Source organism: Pseudomonas sp. KT_2_4 (assembly GCF_041410225.1).
GTDB classification, from domain to species: Bacteria; Pseudomonadota; Gammaproteobacteria; order Pseudomonadales; family Pseudomonadaceae; genus Aquipseudomonas; species Aquipseudomonas paracarnis.
On sequence record NZ_CP166962.1, the window covers coordinates 5,527,800 to 5,545,428 of the forward strand.

Consider the following 17,629-nt stretch of genomic DNA (forward strand, 5'->3'; position numbering starts at 1 on the left):
TCAGTTCTCCAGAACGTCGAGCAGGCCGAGGGGCAACGGTACGTCCATGGTTTTATCGAACAGCAGATAAAGACCGACGCTCATCAAGGTGATGATCACCACGCTGGGCAACCAGCGGCCGCCGTACAGCCGTGCCATCGGAATACCGATCAGCATGCTGCTGAGAATGAAACCCAAGGATTCGAATGTGCCGGCAAACACCAGCAGCAGGGCCACACAGATGCCGATCTTGATCAACGTGGGTTGATCCAGCGCGGGTTCATCGTCGGTGTGTTTGGTCGCCTGCGGGCGAATCATCATGTAGATGAGCGCCAGGCCCATCAGCCCGAGCAGCAGCAGGGGAAAGGCCCTGGGCCCTACAGGTTCGTAGGAAAAGGCCGCCTGATACGGCCAGGCCATGAGCGCCAGGCCGATACAGGCCAGTAACAGCGCGGCAGCGAAAATGCGTTGTAAGAGCATAGAAAACTCCAAGGCCCCTGTAGGAGCGAGCAAGCTCGCTCCTACAGGGGCATTACACAAAAAAAGGAGCGATTACTGGATCAGGCCGAACTCTTTGGCCAGCACTTTGTAGTCAGCCACCTGTTTCTTCACGTAGGTGTCCAGCTCCTGGCCCGTCATGGCGAACGGGAACAGCTCGCGCTGGTCACGCAGCTTGGCGAACTCCTCGGAAGCCAGCAGTTTGTCGAAGGCGTCTTTCCACCAGGCGTAGTCGGCATCGCTGACCTTTGGCCCCAGGTAGAAGCCACGCACCACCGGCCAGACGATGTCGTAGCCTTGCTCTTTGGCGGTCGGGATGTCCTTCATTTCCGGCTCATCCAGGCGTTGCTCGGAGAACACCGCCAGCAGGCGCATATCGCCGCTCTGGATATGCGGCATGGAGTCGGAGATGTCGGTACTGCCCACCTGGATGTGCCCCCCCCAGCAGAGCCGTAGCGATTTCACCGCCACCCTCAAGGGCGACGTAACGCAGTTCGCGCGGGTTGATCCCGGCGGCCTTGGCGATCAGCGCGGTTTGCATCCAGTCCTGGCTGCCGACGGTGCCGCCGGAGCCGATCACCACGCTGCCTGGGTCTTTCTTCAGGGCTTTAACCAGGTCATCGAGGGTCTTGTAGGGCGAGTCGCTTTTCACCGCGATGGCGCCATAGCTGGTGCCCACTGCCGCCAACCAGCGCACGGCGCTTTCATCAAAACGGCCGAACTTGCCCTGGGCCAGGTTCAGCAACGAACCGCTCGACCAGGCGACCAACGTGCCGGCATCTGCAGGGCGCTGGGCGACGACCGCGTTGTAGGCCACCGCGCCCACGCCGCCTGGCATGTAGGTCACACGCATCGGCTTGGTCAGCAGCTTCTGGTTCACCAGCGCGCTTTGCGCCAGTTTGCAGGTCAGGTCAAAACCGCCGCCAGGGGAGGCCGGGGCGATGCATTCCGGACGCTTGGGTTCGTCGGCGGCCAGCAGTTGGCCGGCGAACAGCATGCAGCCGGCGGCGAGGGCAAATTTACGCAGTGAAGGGGTCATGGCGATCTCCATCGTTGTTGTTATGAGGGGTACTACCAAAGTGCGACGCTATAGCTGACCAGCAAGCGCATTTCATCCGCATCACGGGCCGAGTAGTTGGAACGATAGGTGGCGTTACGCAGGCGCACGGCCACATCTTTGAACGTGCCGCTTTGCACCACGTACTTGATCTCGCTGTTGCGTTCCCACTCCTTGCCGGTCTCGCCGTTCTTGAGCTTGATGTTGTCACCCGAGAGGTAACGGCTCATGAAACTCAAGCCAGGAATGCCCAGCTTGGCGAAGTCGTAGTCGTAACGTGCCTGCCAGGAGCGTTCTTCGGCGCCGGCAAAATCGTTGATCTGCACGAAGTTGACCAGGTACGGGTCGCTGCCATCCACATATGGGAAGGCGCTGTCGCCGGACATGTGCTGGTAGCCGGCGCTGAGCTTATGGCCATTGAGGGCATAGCTGAACAGGCCGTTGAGGGACTTGTTGTCGATATTGCCGCCGCGGGCCGAGCCGGTGTCATCGCTGATGGCCAGTCGCAGGTCGGCGGCGAAAGTGCCAGGGCCCATCGGGCGTGATGCGACCATGCCGAAGAAGTGTTGGCGATACACGTCGTCGAGTTGGGCGAAGTGGTAGCTGCCGGTGATCTTGTCGGCGAACTTGTAGTCGACGCCACCGAAGTTGAAGTGCTTGCCGGTGGCACCGCTGAGGAAGCGGCTGTTCTTGTTATTGAGCGCGATGTCTTCGTAGTTGGTGTCGTCGCGGTCCTTGGCTTTATCCAGGCGGCCACCAGTGAATACCAGGTTCTTGAATTCCTTGGAGGTGATCAAGCCACCGTTGAAGGTCTGCGGCAGGATGCGCCCGTCGTTGGGCTTGAGGATCGGCAGTTCGGGGATCAGCGAGCCGATTTTCAGCTCAGTCGCCGAGATTTTCACTTTGCCGGTCAGGCCCAGCTTGGCGTACTCGTTGGCGGCGCGGCCGTCATCGTGGGTCGGCAGCAGGCCGGTGCCGGTGCGGTCGGGGCTGGAGTCGAGCTTGACGCCGAGCATGCCCAGCGCATCCACGCCAAAGCCGACGGTGCCGTCGGTGTAGCCTGATTGCAGGTTGAGCATGAAGCCCTGGGCCCATTCGTCGCGCTTGGATTGCTGCGCACTGGTACCGTCGCGAAAGTCGCGATTGAAGTACATGTTGCGGGTTTCCAGGGTCGCGCTACTGTCTTCGAAGAAGGCAGCCTGGCTGAGCGGCGCAAAGCCGGCAAGGGCAGCGGCACTGGCGAGGGCGGTGTGGGTCAGACGGCAAGAGCGAACAGGCGGGCAAGCCTGTGGCTGGGTCGACAGCATCGTGGTGTACTCCGTTATTGTTCTTATTTTGGCGAAAACGCTTCGAGGCGTTTTTCGGGCGCTACGGGTCAGGCAACTCGGCGGGCATAGACCACCGTGGTTGGATGCTAAAGGGCGAAGCTTTCACTAACCTTTCAATCGCCTTTCAATGTTTTCGGGCTTCACAGGCCAGGTTGCGGCTGTAAACTGCCGGGCAAAGCGTGGCGCCGACCACCCCTGAATGAGGTAGAAATCCATGCGTGTCCTCCTGGTTGAAGACCATCTGCAGCTCGCCGAAAGTGTCGCCCAAGCGCTCAAGAGCATGGGTTTGACCGTTGATGTGTTGCATGACGGCGTGGCGGCGGACCTGGCCTTGAGCAGCGAGGAATACGCCGCGGTGATCCTGGACGTAGGGCTGCCGCGCCTGGATGGTTTCGAGGTGCTCGCGCGTTTGCGGGCACGTGGAAAAAATCTGCCGGTGCTGATGCTGACTGCTCGCAGTGATGTAAAAGACCGCGTGCACGGCCTGAACCTGGGCGCCGATGACTACCTGGCCAAACCGTTTGAACTCACGGAACTCGAAGCACGGGTCAAGGCACTGTTGCGGCGCAGCGTGTTGGGCGGCGAGCGTCAGCAAACCTGCGGTGTGCTTGTGTACGACCTCGACACTCGGCGCTTCACGGTCGCAGGCGAGCTGATGACCTTGACCTCCCGAGAACAAGCGGTGCTCGAAGCCTTGATCGCCCGGCCGGGGCGCGTGATGAGCAAGGAACAATTGGCTTCCCAGGTATTCGGCCTGGACGAGGAGGCCAGCCCCGACGCCATCGAAATCTACGTGCATCGCCTGCGCAAGAAGCTCGATGGCCAACCCATCGCCATCGTCACCTTCCGCGGCCTTGGCTATTTGCTGGAAGCCCGTGATGCATAAGCCCAGCAGCCTGCGCTGGCGCTTGCTGTGCAACCTTGCGTTATTGCTGGTGTTGTTGATGCTCGCCAGCGGCATGAGCGCTTATTGGAACGGTCGCGAAGCCGCCGACACCGCTTATGACCGCACGCTGCTGGCCTCGGCACGCACCATTGCCGCCGGTTTGACCCAGGTGGACGGCACCCTCAGCGCCAATGTGCCCTATGTGGCCCTGGACACCTTTGCCTACGACAGTGCCGGGCGCATTTATTACCAGGTCAATGATATTGATCAGAAACTGATTTCCGGTTACGAAAACCTGCCTGGCCCGCCGCCCGGCACGCCCCGCACCGACGATTATCCAGCCTTGGCGCGGTTCTATAACGCCATGTACCTGGGCCAGCCTGTGCGCGTGGTGAGCCTGCTCAAGGCCGTCTCGGAACCGAACATGAACGGCATGGCCGAAATTCGTGTTGCGGAGACCGACGAAGCCCGGGTGGCCATGGCCCGCAGCCTGATGGCCGACACCTTGTTGCGCCTGGGCATGCTCGCCATCGGTGCGTTATTGCTGGTGTGGTTCGCGGTGAGCGCCGCGCTGCGCCCGCTGGAACGCCTGCGTACAGCGGTGGAAGAGCGCCAGCCTGATGATCTGCGGCCCCTGCCCTTGGTGGAAGTTCAGGACGAGTTCGGCCCACTGGTACGCTCACTCAACCATTTCACCGAACGTCTGCGCGGGCAGTTCGAGCGCCAGGCGCATTTTATTGCCGACGCTGCCCACGAGCTGCGCACCCCCCTGGCGGCGCTTAAGGCCAGGCTGGAACTGGGCTTGCGTGCCGAAGAACCCGCCACCTGGCGCAACACCCTGGAAACGGCCGCCCAGGGCACCGACCGGCTGACGCACCTGGCCAATCAATTGTTGTCCCTGGCCCGCATCGAAAACGGTGCCCGGGCCATTGCCGAAGGCGGTGCGCAACTGCTCGATTTGAGCCAATTGGCCCGTGAACTCGGTATGGCCATGGCGCCGCTGGCCCACGCGCGGGGCGTGGCCCTGGCGCTGGAGGCCGACGAGCCGGTATGGCTGCGCGGCGAACTGACGCTGTTGAATGAGCTGCTGAGTAACCTGGTGGATAACGCCTTGGCCCATACCCCGCCCGGCGGCAATGTGATTCTGCGCGTGACGGCCCCGGCGGTGCTGGAGGTGGAGGATGACGGCCCCGGCATCCCGCTGGATGAGCGGGACCGGGTATTCGAGCGCTTTTATCGACGCAGCCAGCAGGGCATGGGGTCGGGCTTGGGGCTGGCGATTGTCGGGGAGATTTGCCGTGCGCACCTGGCGCAGATCAGCCTGCATGATGGCGAGCTGGCGGGGCTTAAGGTGCGCGTGAGTTTTATCGCGGGTTGATCAGTAAAACATCGAGCGCGCTTCGTCCAGTTCGCTGCGCAGGGCGTCGCTGTGCAGGTCTATGCGTAACTTCGTGATGGCCGGCAATGTGGCAATCGGCGCGGTCCCCAGGGGATGGTCGGTGCCGCGGTGGCAGTACAGAGCGGCGACCTGCACCAGGTCGACGTAGTCCAGGCTTGCAGAGTCGCGTGTCAGGTCCAGGTATTGGCCTGGCACGTTCACCAGCATCTCGGGAAAGTCCCAGACCCGCAGCAGCTTGTCGCCCAGCACCGGGTGGATGCTGTCGATGACGTGGTTGAGGCTGACGGGGTCGGCCAGCAGCTCATAGTGATCCTCGGCATACGTGAGGATCGGCAGCACGCCGATCTGATGCACCAGGCCACCCAGGGCCGCCTGGTCTGGCTTGAGGTGGCTGTGGCGACGGCACAAGGCGTAGCTCACGCCCGCCACCTCCAGGCTGCGGCGCCATACGTCGCGCATTTTCTGTTCGACCACCTCGGAGCGGGCGTGAAAGATCTGCTCCATCACCAGGCCGATGGCCAGGTTGCTGCTGTAGTTGGTACCAAGCCGGGTGATGGCGGTGTGCAGGTCGGTGACTTCCTGGCTGGCCCGTAGCAACGGGCTGTTGACCACTTTGATCAGGCGCGCCGACAGGGCCGTGTCACGACTGATCACTTTGCTCAGGTGGCTGATGCTGATGTCCGGGTCTTCGGCGGCCTGGCGAATTTTCAGGGCCACCTCCGGCAATGTCGGCAGAACCAGGTCATCGTTGTCGATGGCCGTTACCAACGCTTGTTGGACTTTTTCCGCCAGCTTGTTCATTCATGCTCTCTAGGGTGCTGCAAAAAAGTACGGCGATTAACGCTGGATCTCGCGATCACGGTCCAGTTGGTAGGGCAGGTCAAGCAGGTGCAAGCCCGGGCCCTCCAAGGTGCCCAAGCGCACGTCGCCACTGTCGGCAGCTTCGGCTTGCAGCACAGCGAGAAGTTCAATCGACTGGTCAGCTTTTGCCGCGATGACCACTTCGCCGATTGCGCTGTTATGGCTGGGGGAAAACAGCGGCGTGCCTGGCTCGGGAAGTTCGTCGGCCTCCAGGCTCAGGCGATACAGGCGCCGCTTGAGTTTGCCCAGGTACTGCATGCGCGCGACGATTTCCTGGCCGGTGTAGCAGCCTTTCTTGAAGCTGACGCCGCCCACGGCCTGCAGGTTGAGCATCTGCGGAATGAACAGCTCGCGCGTTTGGGGCATCACCTGGCCGATACCGGCACGGATCTGGCCAAGCAGCCAGGCATTCAATTGAGCTTGTTGCAACTGCGCGGCCAATTGGCTGCGCACGGCGTCGGCGTGTTCGGCAGGTACCCAGAGTTCGGCACGGCCCGGGGAAACGCGGACGGCGATCAATGCTTCGTTGCGCGCCACGCTATCGGTCTCGACCGGCAGCGCGAGGCCCAGGGCGCTCAGGGCCGCGTCTGCGTTCGCCAGGCCGAAGCGCGCCCAGGCAGCGCTTTCGTCGGTGAGCTTGGATTTGGAGAACACCGCGTACTTTTTCAAATCTGCCAGCTGCGGTTCAAGCAACTCGGTGGCCATGGCCAGGAGTACGCCATCACCCTGCAGCAGGATGCGGAAGCTCGACTGCATCCGGCCTTTTTGCGTGCAGCGCGCGCCCAGGCTGGCCTGGGTTTCACTCAGGTAATTAAGGTTGCAGGTCAGTTGGCCCTGCAGGAACTTGGCAGCATCAGAGCCGCGGACGGCGAGAACGCCTTCGTGGGACAGGGAGCAGAAAAAAGCGGAGTCAGCCATGGGTCATCGCAGGTCAAAAAGTCATGGGTGCATCATAGAGGGGCGTCCGGCAAATGCATAGTTTCGTCGCGGTCGACCAAAGCCGACTGTTCCGGTGTCGCCTGGGCTGTATACTTGCGCTCTATTTTAGGAGGGCTCCATGGTCGAAGATGTAGAAATCAATCGCCTCTACTGGCACAGCCGTCGCGGCATGCTGGAGCTGGATGTGTTGCTGGTGCCTTTCACCAAAGAGGTGTACGCGACGCTCAATCAGGTGGACCGCGACCTCTACGTCAGGTTGCTTACGTGCGAAGACCAGGACATGTTTGGCTGGTTCATGGAGCGCGCCGAATCCGAAGACCCGGAGCTGCAGCGTATGGTTCGGATGATCCTGGACCGTGTCCAGCCCAAGTAATCGTTTCGAATGCCGCTGGCAGGCCTCGCGGCTGTTGCTGGCGGCCTATGTGCTTGCCCAACTGATCGCGCTGGGCAGCCTGCTGGTTCTAAACCTGCCTTACTCAAGCCTGGGCATCCTGTTATGCCTGGCTCATTGTGCCTGGGTGTTACCGCGGCAAATTCTGCTCACTCACCGTTCGTCGATTCGTGGCCTGCGCCGTGACGACGATGGCTGGCAATTATGGAGCGCCGCACGCGGGTGGCACCCTGTGCAACTGCGGCCCGACAGCCTGGCGTTGCCGCTGATCGTGGTGTTGCGTTACCGGGCGCAGGGTGAACGGCGAGTGCGGTCCATCTGCGTGCCAAGGGATGCACAGGCCGCCGATGTGCACCGGCGCCTGCGGGTACGCCTGAAGTTCAGCCGGCGTAGGTGGTTGGCACCAGGATAGTGTCCCGGGCTTCGGGCAGCATCTGTGGATAGTCGAGGGTGTAATGCAAGCCGCGGCTTTCCTTGCGCTCCATGGCCGACCGGATCATCAGCTCGGCCACTTGGGCCAGGTTGCGCAATTCGATCAGGTCGCGGCTGACCTTGTAGTTGCTGTAGAACTCGACCCTGTGAGGCTAAACCCAATGGATACAGGGGTTTCAGCCGATGACCGTCAACCACCGCTCCCAAAGTGGGACAAACCTGTTACAAACTGCGCTCGCCAAGCCATACCACTATCGCCGGTCTGGTCGCTATTACCTTCGCCTTCGCCCGCAAGGAACCGTTAAGGGCTTCTTCACGCTGTCACTCAGGACCACCGACAAGGCCACCGCAATGACCATCTCAGACGACATCCTTTCGACCCTCAAGGCCTACCACTTGGACAACCCAGAGGCGTCATGGGATGAACTGCGCGCGCGCCTGACTGACTTCGCTGAGTACAACTTGACGATGGCACACGGTGACAGCTCACTGGTCGCTTACGAGATGATCAACGATGAGCATCACTTGGCGTTGCGTAAGGCGTCCGCAACGTTGCCTCTGAGTGTGAATCAGCAGCGGGCAGTCAGTAAGGCCCTTGAGATCCTTGAGGCCTCTCAGGAGCGTATGCGGGGCCGTTCAGGGAAGCTGGTCGAGATCGTTAAGGACCTCAACGATGAACCTTGTGGCACGCCTGAAGCCCTCTTTCTCTCCCAATCTGTAAATGCTTCTCCGGGTCTGACCTTTAAGTCTCTCTCTGCGCTCTACATGGAGGAACGCAAGGACAGCATTCAGGCCAGCACCATGCGGGACGTGAAGTCATCGTGTGAGGCCATCGGTGCGGTCCTTGGTGACTTGGACATGAAGAGCCACACACGGGAGGAGATGAAGGGCCTACGGGACAAGCTCCTTGAGGACCGTAAACCGTCGACGGTTAAGAAGCTGCTGACCCGGCTATCGACGGTCATGGATTGGGCTGTGAATAACGGCTATCTCGACAAGAGTTTCGACAAGGGTCTGAAGCCGACTAAGGGCGCTGACAGTTCGCGTGAGGCGCTCTCTCAGGCTCAGGTAAAGGCTCTGATGACCCATGCTAATTCTCTACCAGTGGACGCATGGCAGCGCTGGGCGTTGTCCCTTGGTGCGATCACTGGGACCCGTATTGAGGAACTGAGGCAATTGACCAAAGCTGACGTTAAGCAGGTCGGGGAAGTGTGGGTCATCGACATTAATAGGAACGATGGCAAGACAGCCAAGACCAAGAATGCTCTGCGTGTCATACCGCTAACTGACGGGGCCTATGGGTTCGACCTTAAGGCGTTCCTTGAGTTTGTCAGGAAGTCCGACTCTCGGTTGTTCATGCTGGGAGCTGGTCAGTTCTCTAACGTGCTCAATGGGGCGCTGCGCGATGTCTTGAGCTTGAACGCTGATCGGACCCAGACCTTCCACTCGTTGCGTCACTCTCTGGCCGGTGCCCTGAAGGCCGCTGAGGTGCCTGTGGGGACCGCTGAGTCTATCTTGGGACACGCCTCGGGGTCGATCAGTTATGACCTGTACGGGGCTGGGAGTGCGGTTGAGGTAAAACGAATGGCCGAAGCTCTGATTGAGGCATTATCAGAAGGCTGATTCGAGGGTCGCTGGCGTTCGATCTGTACGGAGGCAATGCGAGCGCCTCAATGGTGCTTATGGTGTGCGGGCTTCAGGAGATTCGCTGAGCATGTGGTAGCCTTCAGCTATTACGGGTTGAAAGGAATCCATTGCAAATGGGCCTAATGAGATTTTTTAAGAGGCGGAGCGAGCCATCGCCGAAGGTTTACCCTCTGAGTAGTCCAGCGGTGACAGACCTTGTAGCTGATGTGTGCTCGGCGCTCAAGGCGCAGTACCAGTTACTCTGCGGTGGTGAAGATAGAGGAAATCCTCCATTAGTTCACTGGACCAACGACGGAAAACCGATTATTGATCTTTGGCTGATGGGCTATATAAGTGGTTTTTATGATGCAGCCAGTCAAAGTCGAGGCTGTCCATTCGAGCTTAATGCGCTGGAGCTTATTTTTTGCGTGTTCTATGGTGAAGAAGATGCACGCGCGGCGGTGGCGCAATATCACGTAGTGCGCATGGCACTTAAGTCAGATTCGGAAGCGGCGAAGTTTTTCGGCTTTGATGAGTTCGAGGAAGGTATGCTTTCTGGAGGTAATGAGCTATTCGAGTGGCTGAGCAAAAAAATTCAGTGTCCGCTAAAAGTTTACAAACGGTATAGCGGGATGGCTTAGATTTAAAAACCCTCACCTAAAGGGGGAGACCACACCATTGTGGCTTCCCCATCCAAGATGCCGTAAGGTCCCCTCAAAGGCGACCCACTGCGGGCAAGGCGTGAACGTCCAGTGACTGGCGCTACCTCTCATAGGTAGCCCTATATCCAAGACCCCACGACCACCAAGCAGAGCCCTAACGGGACCTCTGGGACCAGCATCAGGTCCACTGTAGCGATTCTGTCTGACCACTCCGTGTGGAATGACCCTTGATAGGTTTGGGCCTCCTATCACTGATCGCACAGTAAAGGGGCCTTTTAACTTAAAGACCTCTATAAGATGACTATAAGTTTAAGTCTTATTAGTTTAATTCTATAAAGAATAAAAACTTAAAGAGAATACTCTTAGAGTTACCTTAAGGTAGCTCATTAAGATCTTGGGTCTACCTTCGGTGTCGTGGTAACCGAACTGTGACCGTAACGGCTCGTTGGGTCTCCAGTATGACCAGATTAAAAATCCTCACAAGAACAGGGCAGACTGCTTAGCTAAGCGGTCGCTCTGAATTCCTCTACGTCCGTCGCTGGGCTTACTTCAACGTCAAGTCTTTCTGAATGCTTCTTGAGCCATGGTCGATGCCCGTAGTGGGGCCTTGACGGTCGGCCTGTGGGAGCGAACTCAGGGAGCATTCAAAAGGAGTCCACTACTATGTTTAACGGTATCAAAGAAATCACCATGACCACCGTCGAGATTGCCGCAATGACTGGCAAGCGTCACGACAACGTACTTCGAGATGCACAAGGGCTTTGCCTCGCTGTCGTTCCGTCATGACCAAGAAGGCGACGTATGGAAGATCCTTGCGAGCCGTAATGCTGGCGTACAGGGCTGGGACTTTGAGGTGAGCGGTGTGGCTGACGTAATGGCTCAGGCCAAGGTCAAGATCAAGCTGGCAAACCCAGCGGACCCTACTGAGAAACTTCAGGTCGAGACCGTAGACTTTCCGCTGATCACCCGTGTGGTCGTCAAGCCGTAACACCCGCTGTATCCATGAGGTCCGTAATGGGCCTCATGGGCGAGCTGTTTAGTTGCTATGCTTGGGCATCGACCATGTTACGGCAAGGCCAGCCATGAGTTTTACTCTCTGTTATACCTACAAGGACAAACGGGTGGTTACGAAGATACAAGTCGATCACCTGACCCCATATGCAGCCGTTTGCTTTGCCCTGCTCCAGTCAGGGGCCACCAACGACTCAAGTGGTGGAGGCTGGCCTAAATCCTATGAGGGCATCCTTGAGATTGCCACTCAATACGGTCTCACAAACCTGACGGTTCACCGATCCCTTAACTCTTAGGACAACTTCATGGACACGTTTAGCGCGGCCTACGGGCCTGCGTTGGTGTTCATGTGGCCTTCTGGCTGTATGGGTGCCTCAAGGGCACCTCATGAGGATCTGGTACAAAAATCTGAGTGACCACCTGTGTAACTACTAACCTGCGCGCTTACCCCCATAGGCCCTCGCATGCTCGCTCAGGCGCACGATAAGGACCCTTGCGGGCAGGTGATAAGGACCTCAGCGTTGGGACAAATGTGCGCCAAAGCTGTTACAAACTGGGGCCCCATGGTGCTACGCTATGGCTCCTAACGTGCCTCATTTGTCGGGTGTAAGGATCGTATCCTTCGCCTCTGGCAGCAGCTCTGGATAGTCCAACGTGTAGTGCAGACCCCGAGATTCCTTACGTTTCATGGCAGACCTGATCATCAGTTCCGCTACTTGAGCAAGGTTCCTCAATTCAATCAGGTCTCTGCTTACGCGATAGTTGCTGTAGAACTCGTCGATCTCATCCAGCAACAAGCGCACCCGATGTTGCGCCCTTTGCAGGCGCTTGTTGGTGCGCACGATGCCCACATAGTCCCACATGAAGCGTCGCAGCTCGTCCCAGTTGTGAGCGATGATCACGTCTTCGTCCGAATCAGTGACCTGGCTCGCATCCCAGCGGGGCAGGGCGGCTGGTACCGGGATGCGCGGCAGTTGCTCAAGAATGTCCGCTGCCGCCGAGCGGGCATACACGAAGCATTCGAGCAATGAATTGCTGGCCATGCGGTTGGCGCCGTGCAGGCCGGTGAAGCTGGTTTCGCCGATGGCATACAGGCCCGGCACGTCGGTGCGGCCATGCTGATCGACCATCACGCCACCGCAGGTGTAGTGCGCGGCCGGCACCACGGGGATCGGGCCCTTGGTAATGTCGATATTGAAGGTCAGGCAGCGTTCGTAGACGGTCGGGAAGTGGGTCTTGATGAAGGCTTCGGGCTTGTGGCTGATGTCCAGGTACACGCAGTCGATACCCAGGCGCTTCATTTCGTGGTCGATGGCGCGGGCGACGATATCGCGTGGTGCCAGCTCGGCGCGTGGGTCGAAGCGCTGCATGAAGCGTTCGCCATTGGGCAGCTTCAAATGTGCGCCTTCGCCGCGCAGGGCTTCGGTTATCAGGAAGCTCTTGGCCTGCGGGTGATACAGGCACGTGGGGTGGAATTGGTTGAACTCCAGGTTGGCGACCCGGCAGCCCGAGCGCCAGGCCATCGCAATGCCGTCGCCGCAGGCACCGTCGGGGTTGCTGGTATAGAGGTAGACCTTGGCGGCGCCGCCCGAGGCGAGAATGGTGAAGCGTGCGCCATAGGTATCGACTTCACCGCTGGTGCGGTTCAGTACGTAGGCGCCCAGGCAGCGTTCGCCCGGCAGGCCCAGGCGTTTTTCGGTGATCAGGTCGACGGCGACGCGCTGCTCTAGCAATTGGATGTTGGGGCGTTGGCGGGCCTGATCGAGCAGGGTCTTGAAAATCGCGGCCCCGGTGGCATCGGCAGCGTGAATGATTCGGCGATGGCTGTGGCCGCCTTCGCGGGTCAGGTGGAACTCAAAGCCACCGTCGTCGCTGCCGGCATGTTCATCGCGGGTGAAGGGCACACCTTGGTCGATCAACCATTGGATGGCTTCCCGGCTGTGCTCGACGGTGAAGCGCACGGCGTCTTCGTTGCACAGGCCACCGCCGGCGTTAAGGGTGTCTTCGACGTGGGATTGCACGGTGTCTGTGTCGTCCAGCACCGCAGCCACGCCGCCCTGGGCCCAGAAGGTCGAGCCGTTGGCCAGGTCGCCTTTGCTCAAAACCGCTATACGCAAATGGCTGGGCAGGGTCAGGGCCAGGCTCAAGCCGGCGGCGCCGCTGCCGATGACGAGGACATCGTGTTGAAACTGTTGGCTCATTTGACGGATTCCGCAAAAAGCGATCCAAAGGGGGGCGCAAACAGGACGCCTGGATCGGCGAATCAAAGGGTCACACGGGCCACTAGTATATAGAGGGGTGGAGCGGCACAATAGCCACGCCTTCGTGGCATTGTGCGATTATGCTGCGCAGCGTTGGGAAACGGCCGGTTGGCGGGACGGGAACTTTTTGCATAAGCCCCGACTCAATAGCAGGTTGCCCGAAAGCTGGGAAAACGTTGAGTTTATTGGCCCGTCGGGAGCATTGGACGCGTCACGAAACCGGCGACAAGATTATTCGCGCAGCCGGCACCGACCGTGCTGCGTTTTTCGTGTGTGCCAAATCAGTGCATGCCGGAAACTTGCTTGAAGGGGGAGAACTTTTGCGAAAAGCCCGAGTCTATGTTTGCAAGCCTGATCGTTTAGTTATGCAAGCCTCCTTCAAGTACAACGAGGAGTGTTCATGCTAACCCAGGAAGAGGATCAGCAGCTGGTCGAGCGCGTACAGCGCGGTGATAAGCGAGCATTTGATCTGCTAGTGCTGAAATACCAGCACAAAATTCTCGGGTTGATCGTGCGGTTTGTGCACGACACCCATGAAGCGCAGGACGTTGCACAGGAAGCCTTTATCAAGGCTTACCGTGCACTTGGAAATTTCCGCGGTGACAGTGCGTTTTATACGTGGCTGTACCGCATCGCCATTAACACGGCGAAAAACTATCTGGTGTCACGCGGTCGCCGCCCACCAGACAGTGATGTCAGTTCAGAAGATGCAGAATTTTACGATGGTGATCACGGCCTCAAAGATCTCGAGTCGCCGGAGCGTGCATTGCTGCGCGACGAGATCGAAGGCACCGTTCATCGCACTATTCAGCAACTGCCAGAAGATTTGCGTACGGCGTTAACTTTACGTGAATTCGATGGTCTGAGTTACGAAGACATTGCGAGCGTCATGCAATGTCCGGTGGGGACTGTGAGGTCACGGATTTTCCGGGCCCGAGAAGCCATCGACAAAGCCTTGCAACCGTTGTTGCAGGAAAACTAAAGACAGCGGCGACAGCCAAGAGAGGAACCGCCATGAGTCGTGATGCCCTGCAGGAATCGCTGTCCGCAGTGATGGATAACGAAGCGGATGAACTGGAACTTCGTCGAGTGCTCAACGCATTTGATGACGCCGAAACCCGTGATACTTGGTCTCGTTACCAAGTCGCTCGGGCGGTGATGCACAAGGATCTCCTAATCCCTCGTCTGGATATTGCTGCGGCCGTTTCTGCTGCACTGGCGGATGAAGCCGTTCCGGCAAAAGCCTCGCGTGGTCCATGGCGTAGCCTGGGTCGTCTGGCAGTGGCCGCCTCGGTGACCGTTGCTGTGTTGGCAGGCGTTCGCCTGTACAACCAGGACGAGATCGCAGGCAACGAGCTGGCCCAGCAGACTCAGCAGCCGGTCATGGCCGGTCCGCAAGTCAAAGGCCCGGCCGTGCTGGCTGGCTACAAGGAAAGCACCGATACCACCGGCCCTATGGCCAATGGTGTACTTCAGGGGCAATCCGGCTGGCAAGATCAGCGCCTTCCAGGCTACCTGCGTCAACATGCGCAGGAATCGGCCGCCAAAGGCACTGAAAGCGCTCTGCCATACGCTCGCGCAGCAAGCCAGGAAAACCGCTGATTCGCTAAGGAGCCCTATGCGCGCCATACCGCTCCTTGCGCTTTTGCTCAGTAGTTGGTTTGCACTATCCGCCCATGCCGATGAAGCCCAAGACTGGCTGACTCGACTTGGGCGTGCAGAGCAGCAGCAAAGCTTCGAAGGTACGTTTGTCTACGAACGTAACGGCAGTTTTTCAACCCATGACATCTGGCACCGCGTCCAGGATGGTCATGTCCGTGAACGATTGTTGCAACTTGACGGCTCCGCCCAAGAAGCGGTCAGGGTTGATGGTCGGGCACAATGTGTCAGTGGCACGTTGGTTGCCGGTCTCGGTCATTCGCCTGAGGCACCCTCGCGTATTCTTGATCCAAAAAAACTCACTTCATTCTATGATCTGGCCGTCATTGGCAAATCCCGTGTGGCCGGTCGTAATGCGGTGATTGTGTCGATCAGCCCGCGTGACCCCTACCGTTATGGGTTTGAATTACACTTGGACCGTGAAACTGCGCTGCCGCTCAAGTCCTTGCTGCTAAATGACCAGGGGCAGTTGCTGGAGCGTTTTCAGTTCACCCGCCTGGATACTTCGGCCACTCCTTCTGACCAGAGCTTGCAGCCCGGCAGCGACTGTTCGCCGGTAACAATGTCCGCCGCTAAATCTCCTGACATGTCTGCCACGCAAAAGTGGCATCTGGACTGGCTACCGCCTGGTTTCCAACAGATCAGCAGCGCTACGCGCAAAGATCCCCAAACAAAATCTACCGTCGACAGCCTGATGTATGACGATGGGCTCGCGCGTTTTTCGGTGTTTCTTGAGTCAGCCAACGGCGCTGATGTAAATGAAACCCGCGCTCAGCTTGGGCCGACCGTGGCAGTATCCCGGCGATTGAATACGGTGGATGGCGAAATGATGGTTACGGTGGTGGGCGAAATTCCCATCGGCACAGCTGAACGTATCGCGTTGTCGGTGCGTGGTGAAAAAGCCGCCGCCAAGCCCTGAGATTGTTAATCTTATGTTCATCCTAGTCTATCAATCTGGGCCCGAATTTCGTTGGGTGCTGGGCGTATGAAATCTCTGGACAGCATTTTCACTTGCAAAAACTTCCCATGTTTTTTATAGGTCAGGGTTTGATGGCTCTGGCCTTGTTTGTTCGCGGAACAAAAATGCCACTCGCAGTATCCGGCGTTTATTGAACCCTGTCGCTTAACCCTGCTCGTCGTAACGGGAGCTGTATGTCGATACCACGTTTGAAGTCTTACTTATCCATAGTCGCCACAGTGCTGGTGCTGGGTCAGGCCTTACCTGCGCAAGCGGTCGAGCTGCCTGATTTCACCCAACTGGTGGAGCAGGCCTCGCCTGCCGTGGTGAACATCAGTACCACGCAGAAGCTGCCGGATCGCAAAGTCTCGAACCAGCAGATGCCCGACCTGGAAGGCTTGCCGCCCATGTTGCGCGAGTTCTTCGAACGCGGGATGCCCCAACCTCGCTCTCCCCGTGGTGGCGGTGGTCAGCGCGAAGCCCAGTCCCTGGGCTCCGGCTTCATCATTTCGCCTGACGGCTACATCCTCACTAACAACCATGTGATTGCCGATGCCGACGAGATTCTCGTGCGCCTGGCCGACCGCAGTGAACTCAAGGCCAAGCTGATTGGCACCGATCCACGTTCCGACGTGGCTTTGCTCAAAATCGATGGCAAGGATTTGCCGGTGCTTAAGCTGGGCAAGTCTCAGGACCTGAAAGCCGGCCAGTGGGTGGTCGCGATCGGTTCACCGTTCGGCTTTGACCACACCGTTACCCAAGGCATCGTCAGTGCCATCGGTCGCAGCCTGCCAAACGAGAACTACGTACCGTTCATCCAGACCGACGTGCCGATCAACCCGGGTAACTCCGGTGGCCCGCTGTTCAACCTGGCCGGCGAAGTGGTGGGGATCAACTCGCAGATCTACACCCGCTCCGGTGGCTTCATGGGCGTGTCCTTCGCGATCCCGATCGATGTGGCCATGGATGTCTCCAATCAGCTCAAAAGCGGCGGCAAGGTCAGCCGCGGCTGGTTGGGCGTGGTAATCCAGGAAGTGAACAAGGACCTGGCTGAGTCCTTCGGTCTCGACAAGCCGGCCGGTGCCCTGGTTGCGCAGATTCAGGACAATGGCCCTGCGGCCAAAGGCGGCCTGAAAGTGGGCGATGTAATCCTGAGCATGAACGGCCAGCCGATCATCATGTCGGCAGACTTGCCTCATTTGGTCGGCGCGCTCAAGGCCGGCGGCAAAGCCAAGCTGGAAGTGATTCGTGACGGCAAGCGCCAGAACGTCGAACTGACCGTTGGGGCAATTCCGGAAGAAGGCGCGACCCTGGACGCCCTGGGCAACGCCAAGCCAGGTGCCGAGCGCAGCAGTAACCGCCTGGGTATCGCCGTGGTTGAACTGACCGCCGAACAGAAGAAAACCTTCGACCTGCAAAGCGGTGTCGTGATCAAGGAAGTTCAGGACGGCCCAGCCGCCTTGATCGGCCTGCAACCGGGTGACGTGATCACCCACTTGAACAACCAGGCAATCGATACCACCAAGGAGTTCGCCGACATCGCCAAGGCGTTGCCGAAGAATCGCTCGGTGTCGATGCGCGTCCTGCGTCAAGGCCGTGCCAGCTTCATCACCTTCAAGCTGGCTGAGTAATCCGCTAGACCTATAAAAAAGCCCCGCTGCCGGTTAACGGCAGCGGGGCTT

At 58.8% G+C, this 17,629-nt stretch carries 16 protein-coding genes and 2 pseudogenes; 11 read left to right on the forward strand and 7 right to left on the reverse strand.

Annotated elements, in window-relative coordinates; translation table 11 throughout:
- The 3 genes and pseudogenes from AB9N64_RS25440 to AB9N64_RS25450 all read right to left on the reverse strand — a co-directional run bounded on the left by AB9N64_RS25440 (position 1) and on the right by AB9N64_RS25450 (position 2,841).
- Positions 1–459: a tripartite tricarboxylate transporter TctB family protein gene (locus AB9N64_RS25440; RefSeq protein WP_019818488.1), complete on the reverse strand. Its 459-nt coding sequence runs from the start codon at positions 457–459 to the stop codon at positions 1–3.
- Positions 460–531: 72 nt separating this feature from the next.
- Positions 532–1,516: pseudogene (locus AB9N64_RS25445) on the reverse strand (Bug family tripartite tricarboxylate transporter substrate binding protein).
- Positions 1,517–1,548: 32 nt separating this feature from the next.
- Positions 1,549–2,841, reverse strand: a complete 1,293-nt coding sequence (locus AB9N64_RS25450; RefSeq protein WP_014717357.1) for an OprD family porin — start codon at positions 2,839–2,841, stop codon at positions 1,549–1,551.
- Positions 2,842–3,076: 235 nt separating this feature from the next.
- On the opposite strand from AB9N64_RS25450, the gene AB9N64_RS25455 reads away from it, so the two are divergent.
- Positions 3,077–3,748: a response regulator gene (locus AB9N64_RS25455; RefSeq protein WP_014717358.1), complete on the forward strand. Its 672-nt coding sequence runs from the start codon at positions 3,077–3,079 to the stop codon at positions 3,746–3,748.
- Positions 3,741–5,126 carry a sensor histidine kinase gene (locus tag AB9N64_RS25460; RefSeq protein ID WP_168224209.1) on the forward strand — a complete coding sequence of 462 codons (1,386 nt, stop codon included), beginning with the start codon at positions 3,741–3,743 and terminating at the stop codon, positions 5,124–5,126. Before AB9N64_RS25455 ends, AB9N64_RS25460 begins: the two co-directional genes overlap by 8 nt.
- On the opposite strand, the gene AB9N64_RS25465 is transcribed toward AB9N64_RS25460, so the two are convergent.
- Positions 5,127–5,948: an HDOD domain-containing protein gene (locus AB9N64_RS25465; protein ID WP_014717360.1), complete on the reverse strand. Its 822-nt coding sequence runs from the start codon at positions 5,946–5,948 to the stop codon at positions 5,127–5,129.
- Positions 5,949–5,984: 36 nt separating this feature from the next.
- On the reverse strand, positions 5,985–6,926 hold the full coding sequence (locus AB9N64_RS25470; RefSeq protein WP_014717361.1) for a folate-binding protein YgfZ: 942 nt from the start codon (positions 6,924–6,926) through the stop codon (positions 5,985–5,987).
- A 139-nt stretch (positions 6,927–7,065) separates the two neighbouring features.
- On the opposite strand from AB9N64_RS25470, the gene AB9N64_RS25475 reads away from it, so the two are divergent.
- On the forward strand, positions 7,066–7,320 hold the full coding sequence (locus AB9N64_RS25475) for a succinate dehydrogenase assembly factor 2 (RefSeq protein ID WP_014717362.1): 255 nt from the start codon (positions 7,066–7,068) through the stop codon (positions 7,318–7,320).
- Positions 7,304–7,750 carry a protein YgfX gene (locus AB9N64_RS25480; RefSeq protein ID WP_003189446.1) on the forward strand — a complete coding sequence of 149 codons (447 nt, stop codon included), beginning with the start codon at positions 7,304–7,306 and terminating at the stop codon, positions 7,748–7,750. Before AB9N64_RS25475 ends, AB9N64_RS25480 begins: the two co-directional genes overlap by 17 nt.
- On the opposite strand, the pseudogene AB9N64_RS25485 reads toward AB9N64_RS25480, so the two are convergent.
- Positions 7,719–7,910, reverse strand: a pseudogene (locus AB9N64_RS25485) (L-aspartate oxidase); the annotation flags it as partial. The gene AB9N64_RS25480 and the pseudogene AB9N64_RS25485 sit on opposite strands and share 32 nt — an antisense overlap.
- Positions 7,911–7,953: 43 nt before the next feature.
- On the opposite strand from AB9N64_RS25485, the gene AB9N64_RS25490 reads away from it, so the two are divergent.
- The 3 genes from AB9N64_RS25490 (at position 7,954) to AB9N64_RS25500 (ending at position 11,046) form a co-directional block, all read left to right on the forward strand.
- The gene (locus AB9N64_RS25490) at positions 7,954–9,393 is read left to right on the forward strand and encodes a tyrosine-type recombinase/integrase (RefSeq protein WP_048399948.1); all 1,440 of its coding nucleotides are present in this window, start codon (positions 7,954–7,956) and stop codon (positions 9,391–9,393) included.
- 209 nt (positions 9,394–9,602) lie between these two features.
- Positions 9,603–10,037 (forward strand): hypothetical protein, encoded by a 435-nt coding sequence (locus AB9N64_RS25495; protein WP_232859185.1) that lies wholly within the window; start codon positions 9,603–9,605, stop codon positions 10,035–10,037.
- Positions 10,038–10,806: 769 nt separating this feature from the next.
- Positions 10,807–11,046, forward strand: a complete 240-nt coding sequence (locus tag AB9N64_RS25500; protein ID WP_232859186.1) for a hypothetical protein — start codon at positions 10,807–10,809, stop codon at positions 11,044–11,046.
- 616 nt (positions 11,047–11,662) lie between these two features.
- Here the strand turns inward: AB9N64_RS25500 and nadB are convergent.
- Complete coding sequence (nadB, locus tag AB9N64_RS25505; RefSeq protein WP_020301035.1) at positions 11,663–13,270, reverse strand: L-aspartate oxidase; 1,608 nt, start codon at positions 13,268–13,270, stop codon at positions 11,663–11,665.
- A 460-nt stretch (positions 13,271–13,730) separates the two neighbouring features.
- Here nadB and rpoE point away from each other — a divergent pair, with 460 nt between their 5' ends.
- The 4 genes from rpoE (at position 13,731) to AB9N64_RS25525 (ending at position 17,578) form a co-directional block, all read left to right on the forward strand.
- Positions 13,731–14,312, forward strand: a complete 582-nt coding sequence (gene rpoE, locus AB9N64_RS25510; RefSeq protein WP_003172477.1) for an RNA polymerase sigma factor RpoE — start codon at positions 13,731–13,733, stop codon at positions 14,310–14,312.
- A gap of 32 nt (positions 14,313–14,344) precedes the next feature.
- Positions 14,345–14,932 carry a sigma-E factor negative regulatory protein gene (locus AB9N64_RS25515; RefSeq protein ID WP_003189451.1) on the forward strand — a complete coding sequence of 196 codons (588 nt, stop codon included), beginning with the start codon at positions 14,345–14,347 and terminating at the stop codon, positions 14,930–14,932.
- 16 nt (positions 14,933–14,948) lie between these two features.
- On the forward strand, positions 14,949–15,908 hold the full coding sequence (locus AB9N64_RS25520; RefSeq protein ID WP_106111522.1) for a MucB/RseB C-terminal domain-containing protein: 960 nt from the start codon (positions 14,949–14,951) through the stop codon (positions 15,906–15,908).
- A 233-nt stretch (positions 15,909–16,141) separates the two neighbouring features.
- Positions 16,142–17,578 carry a DegQ family serine endoprotease gene (locus AB9N64_RS25525; protein ID WP_014717365.1) on the forward strand — a complete coding sequence of 479 codons (1,437 nt, stop codon included), beginning with the start codon at positions 16,142–16,144 and terminating at the stop codon, positions 17,576–17,578.
- Positions 17,579–17,629: the final 51 nt, after the last annotated feature.